General features: G+C 67.4%; 11 protein-coding genes. 5 read left to right on the top strand and 6 right to left on the bottom strand.

What is annotated here, in order from left to right; all coding sequences use genetic code 11:
• Positions 1-50 precede the first annotated feature (50 nt).
• Both AC1DP1_RS21875 and AC1DP1_RS21870 read right to left on the bottom strand, forming a co-directional pair.
• Positions 51-731: a hypothetical protein gene (locus AC1DP1_RS21875; RefSeq protein ID WP_477508628.1), complete on the bottom strand. Its 681-nt coding sequence runs from the start codon at positions 729-731 to the stop codon at positions 51-53.
• A gap of 142 nt (positions 732-873) precedes the next feature.
• A complete protein-coding gene (locus AC1DP1_RS21870; RefSeq protein ID WP_477508627.1) occupies positions 874-1,272 on the bottom strand; it encodes a hypothetical protein in 399 nt (132 codons plus the stop codon).
• A gap of 89 nt (positions 1,273-1,361) precedes the next feature.
• Between AC1DP1_RS21870 and AC1DP1_RS21865 the strand changes: the two genes are divergently transcribed.
• Both AC1DP1_RS21865 and AC1DP1_RS21860 read left to right on the top strand, forming a co-directional pair.
• Positions 1,362-1,928, top strand: a complete 567-nt coding sequence (locus tag AC1DP1_RS21865; RefSeq protein WP_477508645.1) for a GNAT family N-acetyltransferase — start codon at positions 1,362-1,364, stop codon at positions 1,926-1,928.
• Between the two features lie 234 nt (positions 1,929-2,162).
• Positions 2,163-8,396, top strand: a complete 6,234-nt coding sequence (locus tag AC1DP1_RS21860; RefSeq protein ID WP_477508626.1) for a hypothetical protein — start codon at positions 2,163-2,165, stop codon at positions 8,394-8,396.
• Between the two features lie 151 nt (positions 8,397-8,547).
• Here AC1DP1_RS21860 and mobF read toward each other — a convergent pair whose 3' ends face one another.
• Positions 8,548-14,496, bottom strand: a complete 5,949-nt coding sequence (gene mobF, locus AC1DP1_RS21855) for a MobF family relaxase (protein WP_477508625.1) — start codon at positions 14,494-14,496, stop codon at positions 8,548-8,550.
• A gap of 322 nt (positions 14,497-14,818) precedes the next feature.
• Between mobF and AC1DP1_RS21850 the strand changes: the two genes are divergently transcribed.
• On the top strand, positions 14,819-15,223 hold the full coding sequence (locus tag AC1DP1_RS21850; protein WP_477508624.1) for a hypothetical protein: 405 nt from the start codon (positions 14,819-14,821) through the stop codon (positions 15,221-15,223).
• A 471-nt stretch (positions 15,224-15,694) separates the two neighbouring features.
• On the opposite strand, the gene AC1DP1_RS21845 is transcribed toward AC1DP1_RS21850, so the two are convergent.
• Positions 15,695-16,129 carry a hypothetical protein gene (locus tag AC1DP1_RS21845; RefSeq protein WP_477508623.1) on the bottom strand — a complete coding sequence of 145 codons (435 nt, stop codon included), beginning with the start codon at positions 16,127-16,129 and terminating at the stop codon, positions 15,695-15,697.
• A 175-nt stretch (positions 16,130-16,304) separates the two neighbouring features.
• The gene (locus AC1DP1_RS21840) at positions 16,305-16,595 is read right to left on the bottom strand and encodes a hexameric tyrosine-coordinated heme protein (RefSeq protein ID WP_477508622.1); all 291 of its coding nucleotides are present in this window, start codon (positions 16,593-16,595) and stop codon (positions 16,305-16,307) included.
• A gap of 195 nt (positions 16,596-16,790) precedes the next feature.
• Between AC1DP1_RS21840 and AC1DP1_RS21835 the strand changes: the two genes are divergently transcribed.
• The gene (locus tag AC1DP1_RS21835) at positions 16,791-20,390 is read left to right on the top strand and encodes a glycosyl hydrolase (RefSeq protein WP_477508621.1); all 3,600 of its coding nucleotides are present in this window, start codon (positions 16,791-16,793) and stop codon (positions 20,388-20,390) included.
• 225 nt (positions 20,391-20,615) lie between these two features.
• Here the strand turns inward: AC1DP1_RS21835 and AC1DP1_RS21830 are convergent, their stop codons facing one another.
• Entirely contained in the window at positions 20,616-21,641 is a 1,026-nt protein-coding gene (locus AC1DP1_RS21830) for a LysR family transcriptional regulator (RefSeq protein ID WP_477508620.1), read from the bottom strand.
• 128 nt (positions 21,642-21,769) lie between these two features.
• Here AC1DP1_RS21830 and AC1DP1_RS21825 point away from each other — a divergent pair.
• A partial coding sequence (locus tag AC1DP1_RS21825) for a substrate-binding domain-containing protein (protein WP_477508619.1) occupies positions 21,770-22,650 on the top strand: 881 nt, incomplete at its 3' end.

Here is a 22,650-nt window from a genome sequence, read left to right as displayed (position 1 = left end):
GCGGCGCCCCGGGACGGTACGCGGAATGTGGCGCTCGTCGCGAGCGTCGCTCAGCGCTTCCGGTCTGGGGGCAGACCCCTCTTGACTCGCCAAGACTTCAGTTGTTCGTCGTCTTCCTCAATCTCATGCGAGAAGTACTCCTCGATATCTGCGCTCCGCTCGTCATTGGCGAGTATGTACTCCTCGACGGCGTCGCTACGATCGGGAATCTTGGCAGTGGTCAGGTGTGCCGCCAGCACGTTCCGAGCATGCTTCACCAAGGCGTTCGCGATGTTGGTGGCTCGATCCGGATGCCAACCCTCGTCCAACTGATTCATGGGCCTCGACCGGTATGGCAAGTCGTAGGCGAAGCGAAGTACATCCAAGATGCGCGCCATCTCCTCGCGCACATCGGTCCGCAAGAGAACCAGATTGGCTTCGAGGCTGGCGATCGAGCCGTCGTGAACGTTTTTCACTTTGTTCCGTGCATCCCGGTCTGCGTCTGTGGCCTCGGGTCTATCGGCCAAACGCTCGCGCGCGTGGAGCTGCGGGATGGATTCGACGAGTTTGGACAACTCCTCATAGCAGACCTCAGCAGCGGCACGGGACCTGATGTCCGCCTGGCCGCGTATGCGGGTGCGGTCAGTGATCTTCTCCTTGACGAGCGCGTCGATCGCCGTGCGGAGCGTGGGCGCGACTAGGCCAAGGAGGAAGGCGACGAGAGCGGTCGCGGCGTTATCAAGCCAGGGCATAACGCACCATAGGGAATCATGCCGGCGTCGTAGACGGAAATTGCGTCGCGCGCATCCAGGATTTGAGTCATCATCTGCGGGCCGTAGAAGGCCGTCACGCGGCGCAATGACTCACCCATCGCGGCAGATCCGGATGTTCGCTTCACACGCGCGGAGACGGTACGCCGAGGATGCGCGCGAATGTGTCCGCGATGGCGGGACCATCCCATGCGCCGACCCCTCGAAGGTCGAGCCACAGTTCAGRCAGGTTCCAGCCCTCGGCCGAGAGACGACACCTGCGATTCGGCTGATCGAGGTTGAGCCAGTAGTCGATGCAGTGAACACGTCGCCATTGGTCTTCGCCGTAAGTCTCGACGATCCCGCTGTCGGGATAGCGGTCCGCAAAGCGCTGCGGGTCCGCTTCCCAAAGGAGTGAGATCACTTCGTGCTTGTCGTCATTCGCGTAGGTCACTTGCCGGACGAAGCCCACGTCCGCCGCCTCGAAGATGGGGTCGCAGGCTTGCGCGACCTCGTCGGCCCACTGTTCCCCTAACACGTCCACTCCGAGAGGCTAGTGCGAAACTCGCGAGCAGATCATGACGGCGCAGCCATCGCCGCATGTCCGGACGTTCAGACAAGATGTTTCCTGTGATGCTCCCGGACACAACCCCCACCCTGCGGTCGTCCCGCACGTTGCTGAGACCCTTCGGCCCGCAGGACATCGAGGGACGGGCCCGCTGCGGCAGGGACCCGGAGATCATCCGCATGTTTGGCGGCACTCCGGAGTTCGACGACCCGGCCCCGATGTCACAGGACGAGGCGGCGAGCTGGTACGACCAGGTCACGCAGACCTCCAACCCGTTGCACTGGGCGGTGGAGTTCGAGGACCGCTTCATCGGCACGGCCAGGCTGCACGGGATTGACGCGACTGACAGACGCGCGCGGTATGCGGCAGGGCTGCTCGATCGAGACATCCTTGGGAACGGCCTCGGAACCGAAGTCACCCGCGCTGTCGTGACCTACGGATTCAACGAGGTGGGGCTCCACCGGATCGACCTGCGCGTGCTGGCCTACAACACTCGTGCCATCCGCTGCTACCTCCGCGCGGGGTTCGTAGAGGAGGGGCGCGAGCGCGAAGCGGCACTCGTCGACGGCACGTGGCACGACGACGTGATCATGGGGATCTTGGAGCCGGGCGTACCTGTCAGCGCATCCTGATCTCGGCAGATCCGGCAACTCGCCGAGGACGCCATCAAGCGGCGGACTGACGCTTCATTTCAAGCATGCTGAGCCGGAGGCCGCTGAGGTTAGGTCGGTGGCCCGAGGGATGAACCTTGGACGCCATAACTCCCAGCCGTGCACGGGGTTCGGCACCGGTTGGATCGGATGATCCTTAGTTGAGCGCGTCAATGAGATAGAACTTGGTGGTCCGACCGGTGCGAGGGAGCAGGCGTGGATCCAGCCGAAGGTGAACGGCGAGCAGCTATCGGCTTCGCGGGGCAGTACGGCCTGGCAGCCAGGCTCGTGTACGACCACCTCGCCACCCTCGAGTGGATTCACCTGGCTGACCCCGACGCGGGTATCGCCGACGATTTTCAGTTCAAGGCAGGCGCCACCCGTCACGCTCTACAGGTGAAATGGGCGCAGTACCCTGATGCTTTCACGTGGAGCGCGCTCGCAAACAGCACCGCATCCCAGGATGCGTTGCTCACAGGGTTGGCTCGGGCATGGACAGCTATTCGAAGCACGTGGGACGGGCCGCTGACCCTCCACCTGTGCACCAACGGTCACCCCTCGGTCAGCACACCCACCGCGTCCTCCGTGCTCGGTTCCGCGACCGCGACCGGACCGAAGCATCTGGCGGCTTTCCTCGCACGATCCTTCGAACCCACCCAGCGGGCCATACGAGAGAACCTCTTGGATCTGGTTGCCCTGCGGTCCTTGGAAGTCTTCGCCGAGTGGGAACCGGTGTGGATCCAGCTGCAGCGAGTCTCGGAGCTCCATGACGACGATTTTCTGAGGTTCGTCGCGGACCTCGAGTTCGACTTCGGAGTCGGGACGCTTGACGAGGCCCGTTCAACCCTCAACGGTGCGGTCGACCAGCAGGCCCACGACGACTTGCGGCTCCTGGCCGGCGAGCTGCAAGCCTGCGTCGCCGACCCGGCCAGGCCGCGGCGCCTAGACCGAGCGGAACTGCTTCACCGTCTTGGCTGGGACACCCGGCTTCGCTACAAGAACCGACACGAGTTTCCCGTCCCAGGCACGTACACGCCGAACCACGCTGCGACCGCTGCGCTCGGCGCAGCCCTCAATGCCCATGGGGGCGGATACTTGGCACTGATTGGGCCGGCTGGGTCCGGCAAATCGACGTTGCTGTCCGACATCGCGATCGACGGTCGGGTCGTGCGCTACTACGCCTTCGTTCCGGACTCGCCCAATCCTCTCAGTCACCGAGGCGAGGCAGAGTCGTTTCTAAACGACCTTTCGCTCGCGCTAGAAGATGCCGGCCTGTACCGCAGCGGCCAACCGTCAGGCCTACCGGGCCTGCGGCACTGTCTCGAACAGCAGCTCATCCGTGCACAGGAAGCATGGCGGCAGCGCGGCGAGAAGACCGTCATCGTCATTGACGGCCTGGACCATATTCCGCGAGAGCAGAACCCGACGAGGTCGATGCTTGAGGAGCTCCCCGCTCCGGCCGGCGTCGGCGACGGGGTGTTCATCATCCTTGGCTCCCAAACCACAGCGATCCTCTCCAGTGACATTCAGAACGCTCTGGGCCAGCCGGGACGGACCGTCACCTTGCCGCCCCTGACGAGAGACGAGGTTCGGGAGCTCGCCGAACAGGCGAGCCTGGGGGACTGGTTATACCCAGGCCAAATCGACGGTTTCGTAGAGGTCACCGAGGGGCACCCCCTCGCCACCACCTACCTGCTCGGCGAACTGAACGCCATCCCGACGTACACATCCGACCAAGATCAGCGGCGTGTTTACGCGGACCGCATCTTGGCGGACGCGTCGACCTACGGCGGAGACGTCGAGTTGCGTTACCGCGGCTACTACCAAGCAGTCAGAGCAGACGCCGACGTCGTTGCGCTCCTTGCCAGCGTCGCCCGCCTGCGCACCTCACTCAACCTTCAGTGGCTGTCCTCCTGGTCATCTCCTGACGTTGTAAGCCGATTCGTAGCGAGTGCCAAGACCTTCTTCCGCGTCGAGGACGACGAGTGGCAGTTCGTCCACAACAGCTTCCGCCGCTTCCTCGCCGAGGAGACCGCTCGCCTAGACGGCGTCGTCAGTGTGGATCGGGACCGGAGGCTCCACCTCGACCTGGCAGAACGCTGCGCCAACTCAGGTGATGCTTGGCCCACGTACCGCGACGAGGAAATTGCGCACCGCTATCTAGCCGAACAAGACCAGCGGGTGCTCGAACTGGTTACCCCTGCCGCAATGCGCGCCAAACTCCGGGCGCTTCAGCCAGCACCCGTGATCCAAGATCAGACCAATCTCGGCCTCCGGGCCGCTGCCCGGTCCGGAAATCACATCGCGTTCGTGAAGCTAGCGCTCTTCACAGCAGAACTGGCTCAACGAGAACATGCGTTCCGTGCCGAACAACTAGCTACGGCCATGGCTACGCTCGCCCCGACGGCGAATGCCGTCGACTACGTGGTGCGAGGGGCTCGAGTCCGGATCGCACCAAACACCGCAGCCGCTATTGCCGCAACCTGGGCTAGCGCTGGGCACAGTGCATCTGCTGCTGCGGTTCTCAATGCCCTAGGAGGCGTCACCGCCCTCACTGAGGTACGCGGCAGTCGCAGTGGCGAGGAGGACGGCGTAGCCGATTGGGCCGTGGCCACCCTCCACGTATCTGGTCTCGACGCCGTCCTCACCCATCTGGAGCGTCACCTACCCCTCCTAGCCTCGCAACCAGCCGCRCCCGACCCAGAGCACACGGACGATCGAAGAGACTGGCAGCGTGAACGCGAGTACGACGATCGGCGGCATCAGCGCCTTGAGATTCTCGCCGCCTGCTTCGACGAACTGATCAAGGTCCGCGACTTCACCAGCCTGAATGCGGTGTCTCACCAGATAGACGCCGAGGGGGATTTGGGTTGGCAAGCACGGGGACGTCTGGTTCGCGCGCTCGCTGCAGCCGAAGATGGAGACGCTGCGGAAACCGTCGCGCAAGTCACGCAAATGCTCGTCCTCGAGGACTCCACCGAAACCGGGGACCGGGACGGGGTTGAGCGAGTTCCGCTCGCCTTCAGGCTGCGGGCAGCTGTAACCCTTCTGGGCCTCGGCCTGCGCGACAGCGAGACGTTCCGAGCACTGATCGGGGAGGACGAACAGCCCACCATCAACGAGGACCCCGCGCATGACCCGGAGTCCTCCTATCGCCAGGTCCTGGACCAGGCAACAATCGGTCACTATCTCACCCTCGCGAGGTCGGAGAGCGCGACGCAGCCCAACCGATCGGTCTTGGGAGAGAATGGCGAGAAAACCGAGATGTCTTCGGCTATCGGAGCACACACAGGTGGCCGTAACGACGCTGGGCGCCAGCGCTTCTTCGACGCGGTGCACGCCGTCGCTCGCCTCCGCGCCGAGGCAATCGCAGCGCGAGAGGGGTTGGTCGGACCGCCGGCGGTCGCCGGGCGCGCCACAGACATATTGCGAGTCATTGAAGTGCCCCAACGGATCACGCACGACTGGCATGGGTGGTACCGCGTCCGGGACGCCTTCCCGAGCCTGATGTCGCACATCATTCACTTGGCACACCGGGTCGGCGGGTCCGCCGAGCTCTTGCGGCTGACCGGCGTCCTAGACCGGGCCTGGTCTGGTGAACGCGCCGCCTTCTGGTCAGTCGAGCTCCGCCACGCGGCGCTCGAGCAACTCGCGACTCTCGACCAGGCCGCACATGACTGGATCGGCCGAAAGATGGACGACATCGGCATTCTGGTCGTCGAGCGCTCCTACGATCCGGAGTCCCAGGTCAAGGCGTGGTTAAAGCATGCCGAGATCCGCTCTCTGCTTGGTCAAACAAGTGAGGCGCTTGAGGCGGTTGCCACCGCTGTCGACGCGTCGCTGGGCCTGGGCATGACCGACGACGACGAGCAGCTCGCCCAATGGATGGGCTGGCTGACGACCGCAAGAACGTGCCAGTCCGTCCCCGACTCGGACTACCTCCTTACTATCGATCGCTTCGCCTCCCGGCTGTTGGGAGCCTCTCGCAATGATGAGCGGGCCGCCGCCACCGCCGCGGAGCGTCTGGTGCGCGAGTGCTGGAAGGTCTCGCCGATGCACGCATATCGCGTAGGCGCCGCGTTATCGGACACCGGCGTCGTCCCAGAGACCGACCTCCTCGTGAGCACCCTTGTCGGCTCACTCGACGCGGAGGACGCAATCGTCACTCACCTTTCGATGCTTGTTGCCACCGAGATGCTCCTCCCGGTCACCGGGCGAGACCGCGACCACGTCCTCGAACGACTCCGCGCAGCCGGAACGGACGCGGACGCTGCCATGATCGACCGCGCGATGGAGACCTGGGCGCTCGTCGACGAGTCTGAGGGCACCGAGTCGACGCCAGCCTCGGCGGACCACGCGACGGGTAGCGCAGCTGACCAGCCGAGTCCAAGAACGGAGACCGGCACGACGGTCGCGGATGAGCCACCGGCAACTGCTGCGGCCGTGCTAGCCCACCTGCGGACGCTACCCGACGAAATGGAGAAGCCGGAGACCTGGTGGAACGGCGTGGCAGACACCATCCTGGCTGACGCGCCGTCGTTCGTCGTGGCGCGAGACCTCGTCATGGAGCTCGGCCGGCTGCGTCCCACTGAGCACGCCCTCGGAGTGGCATGCGGTGCCCTAGGAGCGACGGGCGACTCAATTGAGGCGTGCCGAGCCCTGCAAGCACGCTTGAGTTCACTGCCCAGCAGCGGCTGGTTCCGGCACTATGACGGCGGAACCCGACGCCGACTGTTCGACGGGGCACTGCGCGGAGGCTCGCCGGCCATCGCTCGCCTTGCGCTCTCGGATTTCGCAGAGACCCTCGCCAGCGGAGTGTTCGCTTGGACGCGGTTGGCAGACGAAGTGAGACAAATCCTCGAACTCGTGGCAGGCGCTGCGGCCGTAGGCGCCGCATGGCCCGAGGTCGAAGCTCTTCTTGACCTTTTCGCCCCTGAGGATCCTTCATTTCGCGCTGCATCCCTTGGACCGCGGATTGAGGCCGTCCCCGACACCAGCGTAGGGGCGTTGGCGGCACTGGTCGGCGACTACCTGGGCCACCCCGCAAAGGCACCCGAGGAAGGTGCAAAACGGGCTCTTCTGCGCATCCTGGGGGCGCCGACTGAACCTACGTCGCGAACGGCAGCGCTCGCCACCCTCGAAGATGCCGTCGACCGACGCGGTTGGTCGGCCGAATCCGCCTTGTCGGTGCTGCTGCTATCGACACCAGATGCGCCCTCGGCCTCCCTTGTCGCGGCCGTGGAGGGCGCCGCGGCCTGCGACGACCAGATTCTACGGGATCTCGCGCGTCTGGTCTGTGGCCAATGGGGACGCTCACCGGCAAGCCCGGAGCGCCGCAACCTCTCGCCTCTCTACGAGATGGAGCTTCCTCCGTTGCCTATACATCGCCCCCCGGAGCTCGACGCGGAAGGCATCCCGTTCATCGACACTAGCGATCCGCAACAGGTCGTGGCGCCCTTCAACAATCTGGTGGAGGTCTTGGCCGAGGTCACGAATCTCCCCGAGTCGGCGATGATGTACCGGGCGTCACAGCTGGCTCTGGCCGGAACGGGCGACCCATGGACCGATCAGGGGCACCGAGTCATGGGCGACCGGTTGAAGCGTCGTGGTCAGATGCACACATACCGTCCCTGGGCTTACATGGTTGGACGACGCGCAGCTGCTCGAGTGCTCGCCGATCTGGCCGACGCGGGCCTAGTGCGCGACCACTTCCCCGCGTTCGCATTCGAGATGCTTGCCCCAGACCTGCTATCCATCCAGCCGAGCCCACTCCCGCCATTAGTCCCTCGACCATGGCGCCCGCCGTCAATCTCGTCCTATGACACCCGGGGATGGTGTGACGAGGCGCAGGCCGCACTGGATCACTACCGAGTGATCCAGGCAGCCGCGTCAGACTTTGTGCTGGGAGAGGTCTCAGAGTGGGCCAGTTTGGAGTGGGGTCTGCCTAGGGAGGATCGGCGACTCACGCCTATTCAAAACCGCGGATATGACCCGCTCGGGGTACCGGTCCAGGTGCCGTCCATTGAGTCCGGCGGAAGCGCCCGCTACTACCCCGACGAGTCCGGCACGGACTGGCGCCACAATGAGCTGATCATCAATGGCTTCGAGATGCTCAACAACGCTCCATTTCTCAGATGGATCGCGTTCCACCCAGACGCGGCAGCTGACATGGGGTGGATGCCCGACGGGCACCTGTTCGGGTGGCAAGGTGTCGACGGCAACTGGCGAGCACGCACGGACTACTACGTACGCGGACTACTCAGCCACGCGCCGCCCGCGCACAGCTATGTCGCCGAGGTATGGCGCGTGGTTCTAAGCCGGCGCGGCCGTGACGACGTGGAACGCAGATTCGGCCCAATCGAACGTCGACTCACTGTGACTCGCATCTTGCCAGCGAGTCGACGGGAAGGAACCGCCGAGCAGCGGACAACCGCCCACGGCGAACTCTAACGCGATCGCCTGATCCGACGAGAACGCCGGACGGCAATGAGGCCGGGATGTTCGGATTCGGGGATGGCCGGCTTGCTGGCTGTAATGCCCCGCGTGGCACTTCGCGCCCCTGCGTCATTCTGGGCGGTTCGCCGTGGCTTCGGCGCCCGACTCATCGCCGACCGGTCGGTGGCATGCGGCGATCCATGGTCGGACTTGACCGGGGGTGGTGCGCTCTCTGGGATTGGCGGATTGCGGGAATGTCGAGAGGCGAGGTCGCGTCGATCGGCATTCCCAGACGGGAGACGATCCGGTAGCGCAGGTCGCGTGCGGGGCTGTCGCCCAGGGGCGTCTCGGCGACGAGGGCGCGGGTGGAGGCGCCGACGTCGTGACCGTGCTCGTGGGCCTGCTGCAGCATCGCTGCGGTGGCCGGCCAGTCGCCTTGGTCGAGCAGGCGCGGGTCGAGGTCGCGGGCCAGGGGCGCCCACCGCTCGGCGGGCGTCTTGTCAGCCGCGGCCGCGAGTCTGGCGCGGACCTCGCTGCTCTTGTGCAGCTCGGCCAGGGCCGCCTTCCGCGGGTCGGCGTCCCACGTCTTGACCGCGTCCCGCAGGTCCCGGCGGGCTTGCAGGTGGGAGAGCTTTAGCCGTGCCCGCACGTGGTTGACGCCCGGCTCCCAGGCCCGGCTGGGACGGGCCGAGATGACCTGCATGGCGGCCAACCGTGCCTGCTCGGCGCCGAGGTTGTCGAGGCGTTCGGTGAGGAGCTGGTCGCCCAGGGACCGGAAGGCGGGCTGGCCGCTGGCCACCGCAGCGGTGAGAGCGGCCGGGCCCCGCTGAGCGAGCAGGTCGGCGGGGTCGAGTCCGTCGGGGAACCGGGCGTAGCCGGGGTCCAGGTCGTGCGGGGTGAGCATCCAGAAGTCGCGCTCGGCCGCGACCTGGCCCGCCAGGTCGGCGTCGGTGGCCACGATCGGGTCGCGGCCGACGTCGGCCAGCTGCGCGGCCTGCTCATCGGTCAGGGACGTGCCGAGCGGGGCCACGCCGAGGTAGAGGCCGGCACTGGCGATCGTGACGGCGACCGCGTCCATCGGGCCCTCGACGATCACCGGGACGGCACCCTCGGCAAGCAGCTCGTCGACGACGCCGAACAACTGCGCGCCCTTGTGGAACAGCGGGGTGTTGGCGGTATTGAGGTACTTCGGTCCGGCCTTGTCATCGGTGAGGTCGGGGCGGCGGCGACCGACGAAGCCGAGCACCTCGCCCTGGTGGATCACCGGGAACATCACGCGGTCGTGGAACCGGTCGATGAGGCGGCCGGTGCTGGCCTCGGCAGCGACGCCGGTGGCGAGCATTTCGGCGTCGCTGACGCCGCGGCGGCGCAGGTGGTCGACCAGGTTGGTCCACCCGGCCGGAGCGTAACCGGGGCGGAACCGCTCGTCGCCGGCGAGGTCGACGCCGAACCGGCCGGTGAGGTAGTCGCGGCCCCACGATTCGGTGAACCGGGACTCGAAGAAGGCCTGCGTGAGCTCGTTGATCTCGACCATTCGCTCACGCGTGACGGGGGAGGAGAGCCACTCGTCGGCGCGCTCGTACATGAGCCGGATATCGGCGTCGGTGGGCTCCAGTCGGATGCCGCCGAGGTCGCGGATGTAGGCGGCCAGCGTGAGGTCGCCGTCGAGGTACTGGTCCTCGTCGAGATCGACCAGGCTCTCCTCGAGCGCGTCGACCGGGTGCTCGTCGAGCAGGTCGACGGGGGGCTCGAGGTCCGTGCCGGGGTTCTCAGCAAGCGGCCACGGGATGTCGTCGGGGTGGTCGACGAACATCGACTGGTCGGGCTCGATGCCCTCCCAGAGGTCCGCGGGCGGCTCCTCGAAGTGGTACTCGTGCGCGTGCTCGTCGGGAGCGGTCTCGAGCGCGATCGAGGTCCGCCAGACCAGTGCCTGGCACTCGTCGACGCCCTCCCAGCCGTCGCTCGGCAGCGCCTGGCCGGCGCCTAGCAGGGCCTCGACCTGCCAGCCACGCTGCAGGCCGTGGTCGACGTTGGAGACCAGCGCCGGCCACCAGGTGCTGGCCTGGATGCTCGCGGCCCGCTCGGGACCGAACAGGTCCGCGAGCCGCGGCGCCCAGTCGGTGGTGACGCTCTCGCCGTGGGAGCCGTCGCCGATCTGGGCGGCGACCGCGGGTGTGAGGTGGCGGGCCATGCGCCACCAGAGCGCGGCCGCGGCGTGCTCGTCAGGCAGCGGGCCGGCCGGGTGGTCGGGCGCGGCGGCGGTGCGCAGCAGATCGGGGGCTGTGACGCCGGCACGCGACATTGCGGCCAGTCGCTCGGCCAGGAGGGGGGTGAACTCGTCGTCGCGGACCTGCGGGGCGAGGGAGTAGAGCAGCTGACGCCATTCCTTTAGCGCCGGCGTGTGTTCTCCGGTGACGGCCCGGTTGAGGCGCCGCTGCCACGTCGCCGACGCCTTCTGCAGCTGCGGTGCACCGGTCGGTCGCTGGTCGTCGACGGGGACCTGCATGGCTGCGCGCCAGACCTCGACGTCGGCCACCGTGGCGGCCTCGGGGCGGATGCCGTTTTGCGCCCACACCGGCAGCGAGGACTGCTCGGCGGCGCGGGTGTGGACCTGCTCGGCGAGCTGCTCGACCAGGTGCGCACGCTGGGAGAGGTAGGCGCCCCAGTGCGGGTCCTTGGCCACCCGTGCCGGGACCCCGGGCATCCACGGCAGCGGGCCGGCGCCCGCGTTGCGCAGCCCGGAGGCGTCCAGGCGCCAGTCCAGGACTGCGGCCCGGTCGCGTGCGCTCGCCAGCTCCCGGTCACCGGCGGCGGCCCGGAGCGCTTCGACGGGGTTCTCGCCGGCCGCGCCGAGCAGCAGCAGGTGGGCGCGCAGGGTGGGCCAGGCGGCCTCATCCGACAACCCGGGAGCCAGTGTCTCGACGGCGGTGTCCAGCGCGTCGACCTGGTTGACCGTGGTGCCGTCGATGCCGGTCGTGGTCTCGTGGCGCAGCAGGTCCTCGGCGGCGACGTAGAGGCTGTCGAGGTAGCGCTGGGAGGCCTCGCCGAGCCGGGTTGCCGGGGCGGCCTGGTCGCGGACCAGGCTGGTCGCGGACCGCTGGGCGTCGTCGCGGGCCAGGATCGACTCGAGGATGTCGGTGGGCGTGAGCGGCCGGACCAGCGTCGGGTGGATCACCGAGTGCGGGTCGCCGTCGCCGACGACCTCGAGGTAGACGTGGTTCGCGTGCGCGCCGCGGGTCATCATCGTGTAGAGCTGCTGGCGCGACTCCGTGCCGGTCGCCAGGCCGTGCATGGTGTCGGCGGTGACGCCCTGGGCGGTGTGCACGGTGCACGCGTAGCCGAGCTCGGTGGCCTTGGCGACGTAGTCGGCCGGCAGTCGCACGGTGTGGCCGTGCCCCCCTCGACCGGTGTGCTGGACGGTCAGGTCGCCGCCGTCGTGGATCTCCAAGACGGTCCAGCGGTCGCCGTTCTTCACCCAGTCGGTGGCCGAGGTACGCAGCCGGCGGTCGTTCTCGCGGGTGATGATCAGCTCGCCGATCGACGCCTCGTTGCCGTCGGCGAGCCGCCGCACCGGGCCACTGCTGGCCCGATTGTTGGGGCCGGTCGGGTCGATGCCGTCCAGACGGTGAGCGCGGGCCTGCTGGTTCAGCTCGCTGACCAGGTCGCGGGTCGGGGCGAGCATGATCGAGTCCAGGCCGGCGGCCCGGTCGGCTTGCCAGGCGGCGAAGACCTCCTCGGTCATGGTCGCCAGGTCGCCGACGTGGACCCGGTCGCGGTCGAGGTAGAACCCGAGCGCCTCGCTCTTGCCCTCGCGCAGGGCTAGCGATGCTGCGCCTTCGGCGGGGTCCTTGAACCGCACGAGCTCGGTCAGCTGGAGCGCACCGTGGGTGGCTCGGATATCGCGCAGCACGCCGCCCGCTCCTATCGCGGAAAGCTGCTGGTCGTCACCGATCAGGCGGACGCTGCCGCCGCGCTCAAGGATGCAGGAGACCGCGGCGTCCAGGGAGAGGGTGTCGGCCATGCCCGCCTCGTCGATCACGACGAGCGTCGAGGAGTCGATGCCGGCCACCCAGCCCGGCATCGCGGCACCGGTCTGCCTGGCCTGCTCCAGCGAGTACGTGAGCTTGGCCAGGGTGTCGGTCGGGGTGTCGATGTGGGAGCGCAGGGCGTCCGCGGCCGCGGCTGAGGGAGCGAGGCCGATGATGGTGCCGCCGCCGTCGCTCCACGCGCTGGCCAGGGCTCGCATCGCGGTGGTCTTGCCCGATCCGGCGGGGGCGATCGCCAGCTGGATCCGGGCGCCGGAAGTGGCCATCTCGCGCACGAGCGTGGCCTGTCCGGCGTTGAGGGTGATGCTGTTGGCGGTCGACTCCAGCAGCGCCAGGTTGACCGAGGACACCTCGACGGCGTACCCGTCATGACGGGCGGCGGCGTCGACCAGGCGCTGCTCGGCGGCCAGCACCTTGCTCGAGGTGAACAGGTCGGCCCCGGCTTGGGTGTAGGCCGAGGACCCGTCCGCGCGGCGCAGCTGGACCGGCTCGCTGATGGTGTCCCAGGGGCGGGCCATGCTCACCGAGCGGCCGTCGAGGACCTCGCTGACCAGCAGGTCGACCACCTGGGAGATCTGGTTGGTGGGCACGTTGGCGGCCCGGACCTGCCGCTGGGCCTCCGCGTAGACGTGCCAGTACTGCCACGTGCTCCGGCCGCCTTCCATCGTGGCCACGACGCGGTCCGTCGTCTTGGCGAACCACGCTGCATTCACGACTGGGTCGGCCGAGGAGCGAGCCGCGGCCGTCGGGTTGAGGGCGCCGTGCATCATCTGCTTGACCCGCTGCGGGGTGCCGAGCACCTCAACTGCCTCGCGGTTCCAGGCCTCGCGCTGCTCGGTCAGCGAGCGGGGCTCGTGCTTGGCCTCGCGGGTCTCCAGCGTCGCCTGCTGGGACAGGTGGATGGTCTCTACGGGCGTCGGGGGCCGCCCGTGGGTGGCCTGGAACGCCGCGGTGAGGACCTTGCGACGGACCTCGACGTTGATCCGGCGCTTGGAGAACCGGCGGTTCAGATCGGGGTCGACGCCGACGATCTCGCGCACCGGCCGCTTGCGAACGTCCTCGTTCGGGCGCTCCTCGAACCGGACGGCGAGGGCGTCGGCCAGGTGCCGTTCGAGCGCGGTGTTGTAGGTCTCCGAGGCCGAGACGACCGCCTTGTGCAGTGGCCGTCCGTCGATGGCCAGCCACTTGCCGTCGAGGGTCTGAACTTTGTTGGCGACGGCGACGTGCGTGTGCAGGTCAGGGTCTCCGGCGCGGGAGTCGCGGTGGGTGAACGCCGTGGCGACCAGGCCGCGGACGTCGACTTGGCGGACGCCGTTGGCGCCCCGGCGGGTGAACAGGGCCTTGGTCTCGATGAAGTTCAGGGCGTCCTTGACGGCCGCCTGGTGGCAGCGCTCGATCACCGCGGCGGTCTTCGGGTCGGAGATCGCCCACAGCGTCGAGACGCTCTTGACCGGGGAGAAGGTCAGGTCGTAGCCGGCCACGGCGTTGGTCTTGGGGCGGGAGTGCTTAGCGATCGTGGCCGACAGCTCGCGGGCGTCGGCGGGCTCGCGGCCGTGCTCGGCGCGGAAGATCTCACGGCCCACCTCGGTGCGGATCCTGGCGCGCTCTGCGGCGGGGACGGGGTAGTCGCCGGGGTGACCAGCGGCCTCATTCCATTCACTGAATCGCTTGGCGACCTCGATCCGGAACGGGCTGATGTCGTTGTCGTAGACCTTGTAGGGCGTGCCGAGCCGGACGGCGGTCTTGTAGTCCGCTTCGGTCGGCAGCTCGGCCTTGTCGCGGCCGATCCGCAGGTCCAGCTCCTTGGTCCGCTGGGTGGCTAGCGGGTGGTGCCCGGAGCCGAACAGGCTCTGCATGTGGTCGGCGGTGACGATGTCGCCGGCCTCCAGGCCAGCGACGCCCTCGTCCCCAGTTCCGATGCCCGAGCCGACCCACACACCGGGGGTCTCGCCCTTCTCGGTGTAGTAGCTCGCCAGCCCGGTGTGGCCCTTGTCGGTGGCGTCCATCGCTGCGACCTGGCGGGTCAGGTAGTCGTACCCCGACCCCGCCGTCAGCTTGTGGAGGCTCATCGTCACGCTCACCTACGTGCGCACGTGCGCGGGTGGCGATCACCTCCGGCCGGGTGCCTACTCAGGTCTTTCTATTCGGCGAACCGAGAATGCAAGAGGTGTGTGGCACTTGAAAGTTCGCAGCGATCTGGGGGGACGCTGAGGGCGTGGATGACGGCTCGGGTGTCCGGTTCGGGTCGGGTGGGCTGGATGGGTTGCGCTAGATGGGCTGCGGGATTTGGGTTGAAGCTTGCTGCGTTCTTCGATCGCTCGGGGTCCGGGAAATGTCGTAGGTGACTGTCAGAGTCCATGTGGACTTGAGGTCGACTGGAGTGAGGACCGAATGAGTCAGCAGACGATCAGGCAGCAGGCGCGGCGTGCGGCGCGGGAGATGGCTGAGAAGCGGCGCAAGGCACGCGAGGAACGGGAGCGCCGGGTGATCGACCTCGTCGAGCGAGTCATCGTCGCGATCGGTGAGCGCGACGCGGCGGTGACCGAGACCGAGAAGCGTGCGGGTGAGGCGCTGGGGGAGTTGACCCAGCGTGAGGGCTTGTCGTTGGGCGAGGCGGTCGAGTGGTGCGGCGGCACGGTGACGGTGCGTGAGGCGACGCGGTTGCGGCGGCTCGCCAGTGAATCCCAGTCCGACGCGGACCGCGATCATGGCGGCGAGCAGGACGGCTTGCAGGCGGGCGACCCGGCGGCCGCGGGGGCTGGTGGGGGAGTGGGTACCGGTTCGACGGCTGGATGACTCCGGCGTCGCGGCAATCGCTGCTTGTGTAGTCCCATCGCGAGACAAGAACCAACCGCAAGCCATTCGTCTCGGACACCGGTTGGGCAACGTCCCCCGACAGTGCAGGCGGTGCGAGGTATCTGGTGAGATCAAAACGTGTGGCGACTGATCGGGTGAGCTGGTGGCGCATCGCATCTCGGTCGGCGGCCGATTCGTCGGCTGGCTGACGCCGGCCTCGCCGATCGGCGATGCTCGCGCCGTGGTACTGGGCGAAGGTTGCCACGCTGTCGGCGAGCGAGTGCCCGTGGTGGCCGGTCGCGTGCGCGGTTCTTGCTGCGGCGGCCGACGCGGCCGCACTTCGTAGTTGGCTGCAACGAAAGAAGTCGAGGGGGATGGAACGGCGGCACAGTGCCCTGGGCACATCAGGGCTCAGCCGGTGACGCCGAACCGCTCGACGCGGATCGCCTCGGGGGCTCAGGCCGGACTCGATCAGGAGCTCCTCGCTGAACACGGCGAACCGCGAGGACCCGCAGACGTAGGCGAGCTGGGCGTCGGTGAGGAGCGGAGCGACCTCGGCCGCGGTCGGCGGTCCTGCGGGGCGGGTGCTCGTGGAGTGGCGGGTGAACGCGATGGTGGCGGCTGCGGACGCGAGCTCCTCGGCGTACGGCAGATCCTCGGGGGTGGGCGCGACGGCGAGCACCCGCAGCAGGTCCGAGCGGCCGAGGTGACGCGCTGCGCGAGGATCATCGACATCGCCGGCACGACGCCCGTGCCGCCAACCAGGCACAGCGCCGGCGTGCCGGTGTCCCAGCGGAACCAGCGCCCGATCGGGCCGCGCATCTCGAGGACGTCGCCGACCTCCGCCACGTCGGCGAGGAACTCCGAGACCTCGCCGTCCGGGAGCTTCTCGACGAGGAACTCCACGAGCGGGTCTCTGTCACACCAGCCGCGCACGTTGTGTCTTCTCAGATGCCTCTACGACATCTGAGCCGGCCACATTGGCTGGCATCTCGTGAACGGAATCTCCCGCACCTCTTCAGGACGAGGACGGGGTTCCGCACACGTGGTCGAAGGACTCGGGGACCGGCCCCCTAGCCTGCTAGCGCCCGTACTCGTTGGCGGCGGCGATCGTTGCGAACTCGATGGCGACGACCTGGCTCGCAGCGATGAGCGCGTCCGGCGAGTGCGAGTACGTCGGCCGTCCCGCAACCAGCGCGTCGCGGACAAGCCGCGCCGCCTCCTGGGTAGCGCTCGGCCTGGTGGGTGTCGCGAGCCCCTTCCGGGACCCGCCGGACCCCCTCCAAGCACCATTCTGCAAGCTCCGTGCGAACTCTGTGCGGGTGGCTCGACGACCCCAGACTGCGACGACTATCTGAAGGGCGATAGCCACTATCTGAATTCGCGCGAGCTACTTCATCTTGAAGTAGTTGCGTACGTCACATCGTCAAACTTATCTTCGGACTAGCACACTCAGTGAAACGATTCAAGTCCGAAGGGTTACGAAATGACACACCGACCTAGCGCGCGCCTGCGGAGAGGGTTCTCCCTTTCCGTGGCGGCTGTGCTGAGCGCAACCGTGCTCACCGTGAACGGGTCACCTGCGACCCAGGCCGCGGCGCCGACCGCGAGCAGCATCTCCCCGGCTGAGTTCAAGTCGCCCAGCATGGAGTACCGCCCAGGCGTGCGGTGGTGGTGGTCCGGCGGCGCCGTCAACACGGCCGTCCTTGCCGACCAGCTCCAGTTCCTCGCCGCGAGTGGCTTCGGTGCCGTCGAGATCAACCCCTTCGGCAAGCAGCTGCCCACCGACGACCCGGCCGTCCAGGACATCTACACCCCGGCCTTCTACGACAAGCTCGAGTTCGCAGTTGCCAAGGCCCAAGAGCTCGGCATCACCGTCGACCTCAACATGGGCACGGCCTGGAACGCCAACAGCCAGTACGTGACCGTCGACGACAGTCAGGGCAACCTCGCTCTGGGTCGTGACTCCCGCACGGGCGCCCAGATCAAGTCCGGAGGAGTCAGCGTTCCGGCCCTGGCCAAGAGCCGCCGCTACGTCACCCCGATGCCGAAGTTTGCCCCCGAACTCTCCGAGCTCCAGGGAGTCCTGGTCGCCAAGCGCACCGGCACCGCTGGCACCATCACCGGCAACAACGCCCTGTTCAACGACGGCGCGACCACGTGGAGCGACCGCATCACCCTCGACCGCGCCAGCAGCGTCTTCGTCGACGCCGCTGACGTTCGCGGCGGCGTCGTGACGCTCGATGCCGACACCGTCGCCGGACTCGACGACGCCGCCACCTACGAAATCGTCGCCGTCTACTCGCTCCCGGCCGGCACCGGCTCTCACCGTGACGGCGCTCGCCCGGACTGGTTCGTCGTCGACCACATGGACGGCGCCAAGACGCTGAAGTACATCAACCAGTGGGTCGGCGACCAGAACCTCAACCGCATCGTCGACAAGTACGACAACGTGCGAGCACTGTTTAACGACAGCCTCGAGCTCGGCACCGACCTCTACTACACGGACTCGCTTTACGACCTCGCCAAGGACGCCGAGAACAACGGCCTGGGCTACGACTTCAGCAAGTACCTGCCCACCGTCTACGCGCAGGCGTCGATGACGGGTTCGGCCACCCCATTCGTATCCTTCACCGCCGACACCAACGAGACCAACCGCATCTTGGCCGACTACCGGACCCTGGTCGGCAAGAAGTTCGAGGAGGGCCTCAAGGGCTTCCAGCGCGGCACGAACTCCTTCGGCCTCGACTTCCGCCAGCAGTCCTACAACCCGCCCATGGACATGATCGGAGCCGCGAAGTACGTCGACATCCCCGAGGAGGAGCAGCTGGACGAGTACCGGCTGCGCACCGCCTCGTCCGGTGCGCACCTGTGGGACCGCAACCTCGTCACCGCCGAGCAGTTCACCCTCGGCTCCACGCCCCTGCAGAACACCCTCGACATGCTCAAGGTCGGCATCGACCTCATGGCGACCTCGGGCATCAACAACTTCTTCTACCACGGCCTGAACTACCCCTACGGCAAGGGAACCGCGGCATACGGCGAGAACGGCTGGTCGCCGATGGCGACCATCGGCGTCAACGTCTCTTCCGACAACACCCTCGCCCCGTACTTCACCGACCTCAACATGTACTCGGCTCGCCTGAACTACCTGCTTCAGCAGGGCTCGCCGAGCGCCGACGTGGCCGTCTACGCCCCCTTCAACACCCGCGCCGTCGCCACTGGCGCGAGCCCGGTCCTGAACGCCAACGGCTACGCCTGGGACGTCATCAACGACGCCAGCATCACCGCTGAGAACACCACCTTCGAGGACGGTCGACTCAACGTCAACGGCGGCAAGATGGGCTACGACGCACTCATCGTGCACACCTCCACCGTTCCCGTCGAGACCATGGAGGCCCTGCAGCGCCTCGCTGCGGAAGGTGCCCCGATCATCTTCTACGGCACCCTGCCCAACAGCCAGGCAGGATTCGCCGACGGCAAGTACGCGGCCGAGAACGACAAGGTCGCCCGCCTCGCCAACCGCATCCTGCTCGACAACACCACGGCCTACCACCGCGCCAACGAGCCCGCTCTGGCCTCGGTGTTGGACAAGGTCGTGACCCCTGAGATCACCTACGACACCAACGCCGACGTGCGATTCATCCGCCGCACCCTTGACGACGGCGCCGAGCTCACGTTCCTGCGGAGCATCAGCACCACCACGAACACCATCACGCTCAAGGCCGAGGACCAGTACGACAACTACTACTGGCTCGATCAGAAGGACGGCCGCATCTACAAGGCCCACGTCGTCAACGACGCCATCAGCTTCAAGCTCGACCCGGGCAAGGACGCCGTTGGCCGCGGCTCCACCCCTGCCCGTCCGAGCAACGGCATCGCCCTGCTCGCCGCACCGGCCGGAGTCACCATCGACTCCGCCGCGCTCACCGCGGGTCTGCCCGCCGGCATCGACCGCGTCGCCCCCGAGACCACTATCCCGGTCAACCCCACCTCCCTGACCATCACCGCCGACAACCTCGACGGTCTCATCGGCGGTGAGGTCACGACCCAGACCTTCACCACGAACGTCCTGGGCAACTGGAAGAACGCCGACTTCCAAGGCGGCGTGCTCCGCTCGGTCGTCTCCGACGGCATCTACAAGGCATCGGTCAACGTCGACCTCGACAAGGGCCGCAAGTACACCCTGAACATGGGCGAGGTCCACACCGCTGCACGCGTCAAGGTCAACGGTAAGGACGCCGGCGACGTCATCTTCGCTCCGTACGAGCTCGACGTGACCAGCCTGCTGAAGGCCGGCAACAACGACATCGAGATCGCGGTCACTCCGCGCAAGAAGAACCGCTACTGGCCCGCAGCCACCAACACCAACGGCCAGTACTCGATGACCAACCTTCAGGACGCCGGACTCGTCGGACCGCTCGCCCTCCAGGGCTCAGCGATCGCTACGGACACCACCCCCTCCGCCACCACGGCCCCGACGGTCACCGGCGATACCAAGGTCGGCTCGACGCTCACTGCCGGCCACGGCACTTGGGACGTCTCAGGTCTCACCTACACCTACCAGTGGCTGCGCGGCGGGACACCCATCACGTCAGCGACGCAGCCGACCTACATGGTCGCCACCACCGACGTCGGGCAGCAGATCAGCGTCCGCGTCACGGCCACCAAGGCGGGCTACAAGCCCGGTCAGGCAACCTCACCGGCAGTCACGGTGCTCGCACCCACCGCGAACCCCACCAGTCAGCCGACGAGCCAGCCCACGAGCCAGCCCACGAGCCAGCCGACCAGCCAGCCCACGAGCCAGCCGACCAGCCAKCCCACGAGCCAGCCGACACAGAGTCCGACCATGCCGGAGGCGCCGGCGGCGTCGTCCACGCGGCTTCAGGTCTCGGGTGGAAGCGTTCGTGCCGGCGAGCGTGCTCGAGTCACCGTGAAGGTGAGTGCCTCGGGCGTCGATGCCCCCGCTGGCAAGGTGCGAGTGCGCATCAACGGCAAGACTGTCCGCACGGTCACGCTTGCCAGGTCCGACTCCGGAAAGGTGAGGCTCCGGCTGCCCAAGCTGTCGCGGGGGACCTACAAGGTGGTCGTGCAGTTCCTGGGAAGCTCCACGGTAACCGCCAGCAAGTCGGCGGCCGTCAAGCTGCGGGTGCTGCCGAAGAGCTAGTACGGACCCATCAGGGGAGGGGCTGCCAGGCGTCACGCCAGGCAGCCCCTTCTCATGTCTCCGCTCGGCAGCCGCTTCCCACGTCCTGCGGAATCGCCCTTGGGTTGGTTTGGGGGTCGCTCTGGGGTCTCTACGCGGGTTGCTGTCGGACCCCTGACGGTGCGTTGCTCTGCGCTTAGCTGTGTAGCAGTCGGAGGTATGTCCGGCCTCATGCTGGCCCTGGGCTCAGGTGGCGGTCTCGTTCCTGCGCTTCGCGCCGTCAACGGGGGCGGCGGTCGCGCCGGCCTTCGGCGCTCCAGTGGCGCTGACCTCCGTGCCGAGGTCCGTGGTGAGGTCAACTGCGCCCGCTGAGACGTCGTCCATGCAGTGCTCTATCTGCTCACGCAGCCACTGATGGGCCGGGTCATGCTCGCGAGCTGCGTCCCACCAGAACGTGAACGTCAGGGGCGGCATGGTCCAGGGACACGCAAGGATCCGGACGTCGGCCGCATCAGCCAGTTCCTGGGCCAAGGATTGCTGGACGATGCCGACGGTGTCGGTGCCGCGCACCATGAACGGGACGGCGCTGAAGTTCTCGGTCGTGACCGCAATGTTCAAGTCGATGCCGTAGTTCAGCAGGCGCTTGCGCCACGGGGCGTCGCGGTCCTGCGCCACGGTCGGCAGAATCCATCGCAACCGGGCCGCATCATCGAGCTCGAGGGTCTCGGGCACGAGATGGCTGCCGCGCCACGCCACGCACACCCACTCGTCGACACGCATCCCCGTACACGGGGTATCGGCCAGCACGTACCGGGGGCCGATCCAGCCGTCGACGACAGACAACCAGTCCGTCAACGCCGTCTTCGGGTTCATCCCGCGAAACGTCAGGCGCGCTCGAGGCGCGGCGGCGGCCAGGCGGCGGATGAGTGGGGCACCCAGCATCGTCTGGCCGTACTCGCTGGCGGCCAGCACGAACTCCCGCGTGCTGTCGTGTGCCTCGAACCCCTGCGCAGTCGTCAGCATTCCCGTCGTGACCCGCACCACCTCACGAACCTGCGGCACCAGCACCTGCGCTTTAGGCGTCAAGACGTACGTCGCGCCCTCACGAATGAGCAAGTCGTCGTTGAAGTGACGTCTCAACCGCGCCAACGCTCCACTAGCGGCCGACTGGCTCATCCCAAGACGGCGAGCGGCAYGGCTCACGTTGCGTTCGTTCAACAGCACGTCGAGCGCCGGCACTAGGTTCCAGTCCAGACGGGTCAGCTCATCCACGGTCATCACCTGACGGATAGCGGTCATACGGGAAAGTGATAAGGCGAAATCCGAGAAGTGTTGCGGTCGTCACACCGCTGCGGGCAGGCTACGTCTACCACACGGTCTGAAACGATTCAAGGACTTCGATGACCCGCACATCTCGATCTACATCTTTCGTCGCGCTCCTGCTGACCGTGACCTTCGCCTTCGCCGGCTGCGGCTCGGACGACAACGGCAACGGCGGCAGTTCCGCTGGCGGCGACCGCGGCGGTGAGCTGAGCATGACCATGCTCCCGAAGAACCTCGGCAACCCGTACTTCGACACCAGCACCGCCGGTGCGAAGGAGGCGGCCGACGACCTCGGCGCCGAGCTCGAGGAGGTGGGCCCCGAGACCGCCAGCCCCGACGCGCAGGTGTCCTACATCAACACCGTCGCCCAGCAGGGCAAGGACGCCCTGATCCTGTCGGCCAACGACCCCGAGGCCCTCTGCGACGCGATCGACGAGGCCCGCAGCGCCGACGTCAAGGTGATCACCTTCGACGCCGACACCAACCCCGACTGCCGCGACCTGTTCATCAACCAGGCCACCGCCGAGGGCATCGCCGCCAAGCAGCTCGAGCTGATCTCCGACCAGATCGGYGGCAAGGGCGAGATCGCCATCCTGTCCGCGGCCGCCAACGCGACCAACCAGAACGCCTGGATCGACATGATGGAGAAGGAGCTCGCCGACAACCCCGACTACGCCGACATCGAGCTGGTCGACACGGTCTACGGCGACGACGACGACCAGAAGTCGTTCGACCAGACCGAGGCGCTGCTGCAGAACCACCCCGACCTCAAGGGCATCATCTCGCCCACCACGGTCGGCATCGCGGCCGCGGCCCGCTACCTGTCGGACTCCTCCTCCAAGGGCAAGGTCGCGCTGACCGGTCTGGGCACCCCCAACCAGATGCGTGAGTACGTCGAGAACGGCACCGTCGAGTCCTTCGCACTGTGGAACCCGAGCGACCTCGGCGCCCTCGCCAC

It is taken from the genome of Nocardioides sp. P4_G10 (assembly GCF_056401175.1).
This window is presented reverse-complemented; position numbering and strand designations above follow the sequence as displayed.

Coding starts and splice junctions, on each gene's coding strand:
- AC1DP1_RS21875 (WP_477508628.1), bottom strand. CDS start 731: ATGCCCTGGCTTGATAACGCCGCGACCGCTCTCGTCGCCTTCCTCCTT.
- AC1DP1_RS21865 (WP_477508645.1), top strand. CDS start 1,362: ATGCTCCCGGACACAACCCCCACCCTGCGGTCGTCCCGCACGTTGCTG.
- mobF (WP_477508625.1), bottom strand. CDS start 14,496: ATGAGCCTCCACAAGCTGACGGCGGGGTCGGGGTACGACTACCTGACC.
- AC1DP1_RS21850 (WP_477508624.1), top strand. CDS start 14,819: ATGAGTCAGCAGACGATCAGGCAGCAGGCGCGGCGTGCGGCGCGGGAG.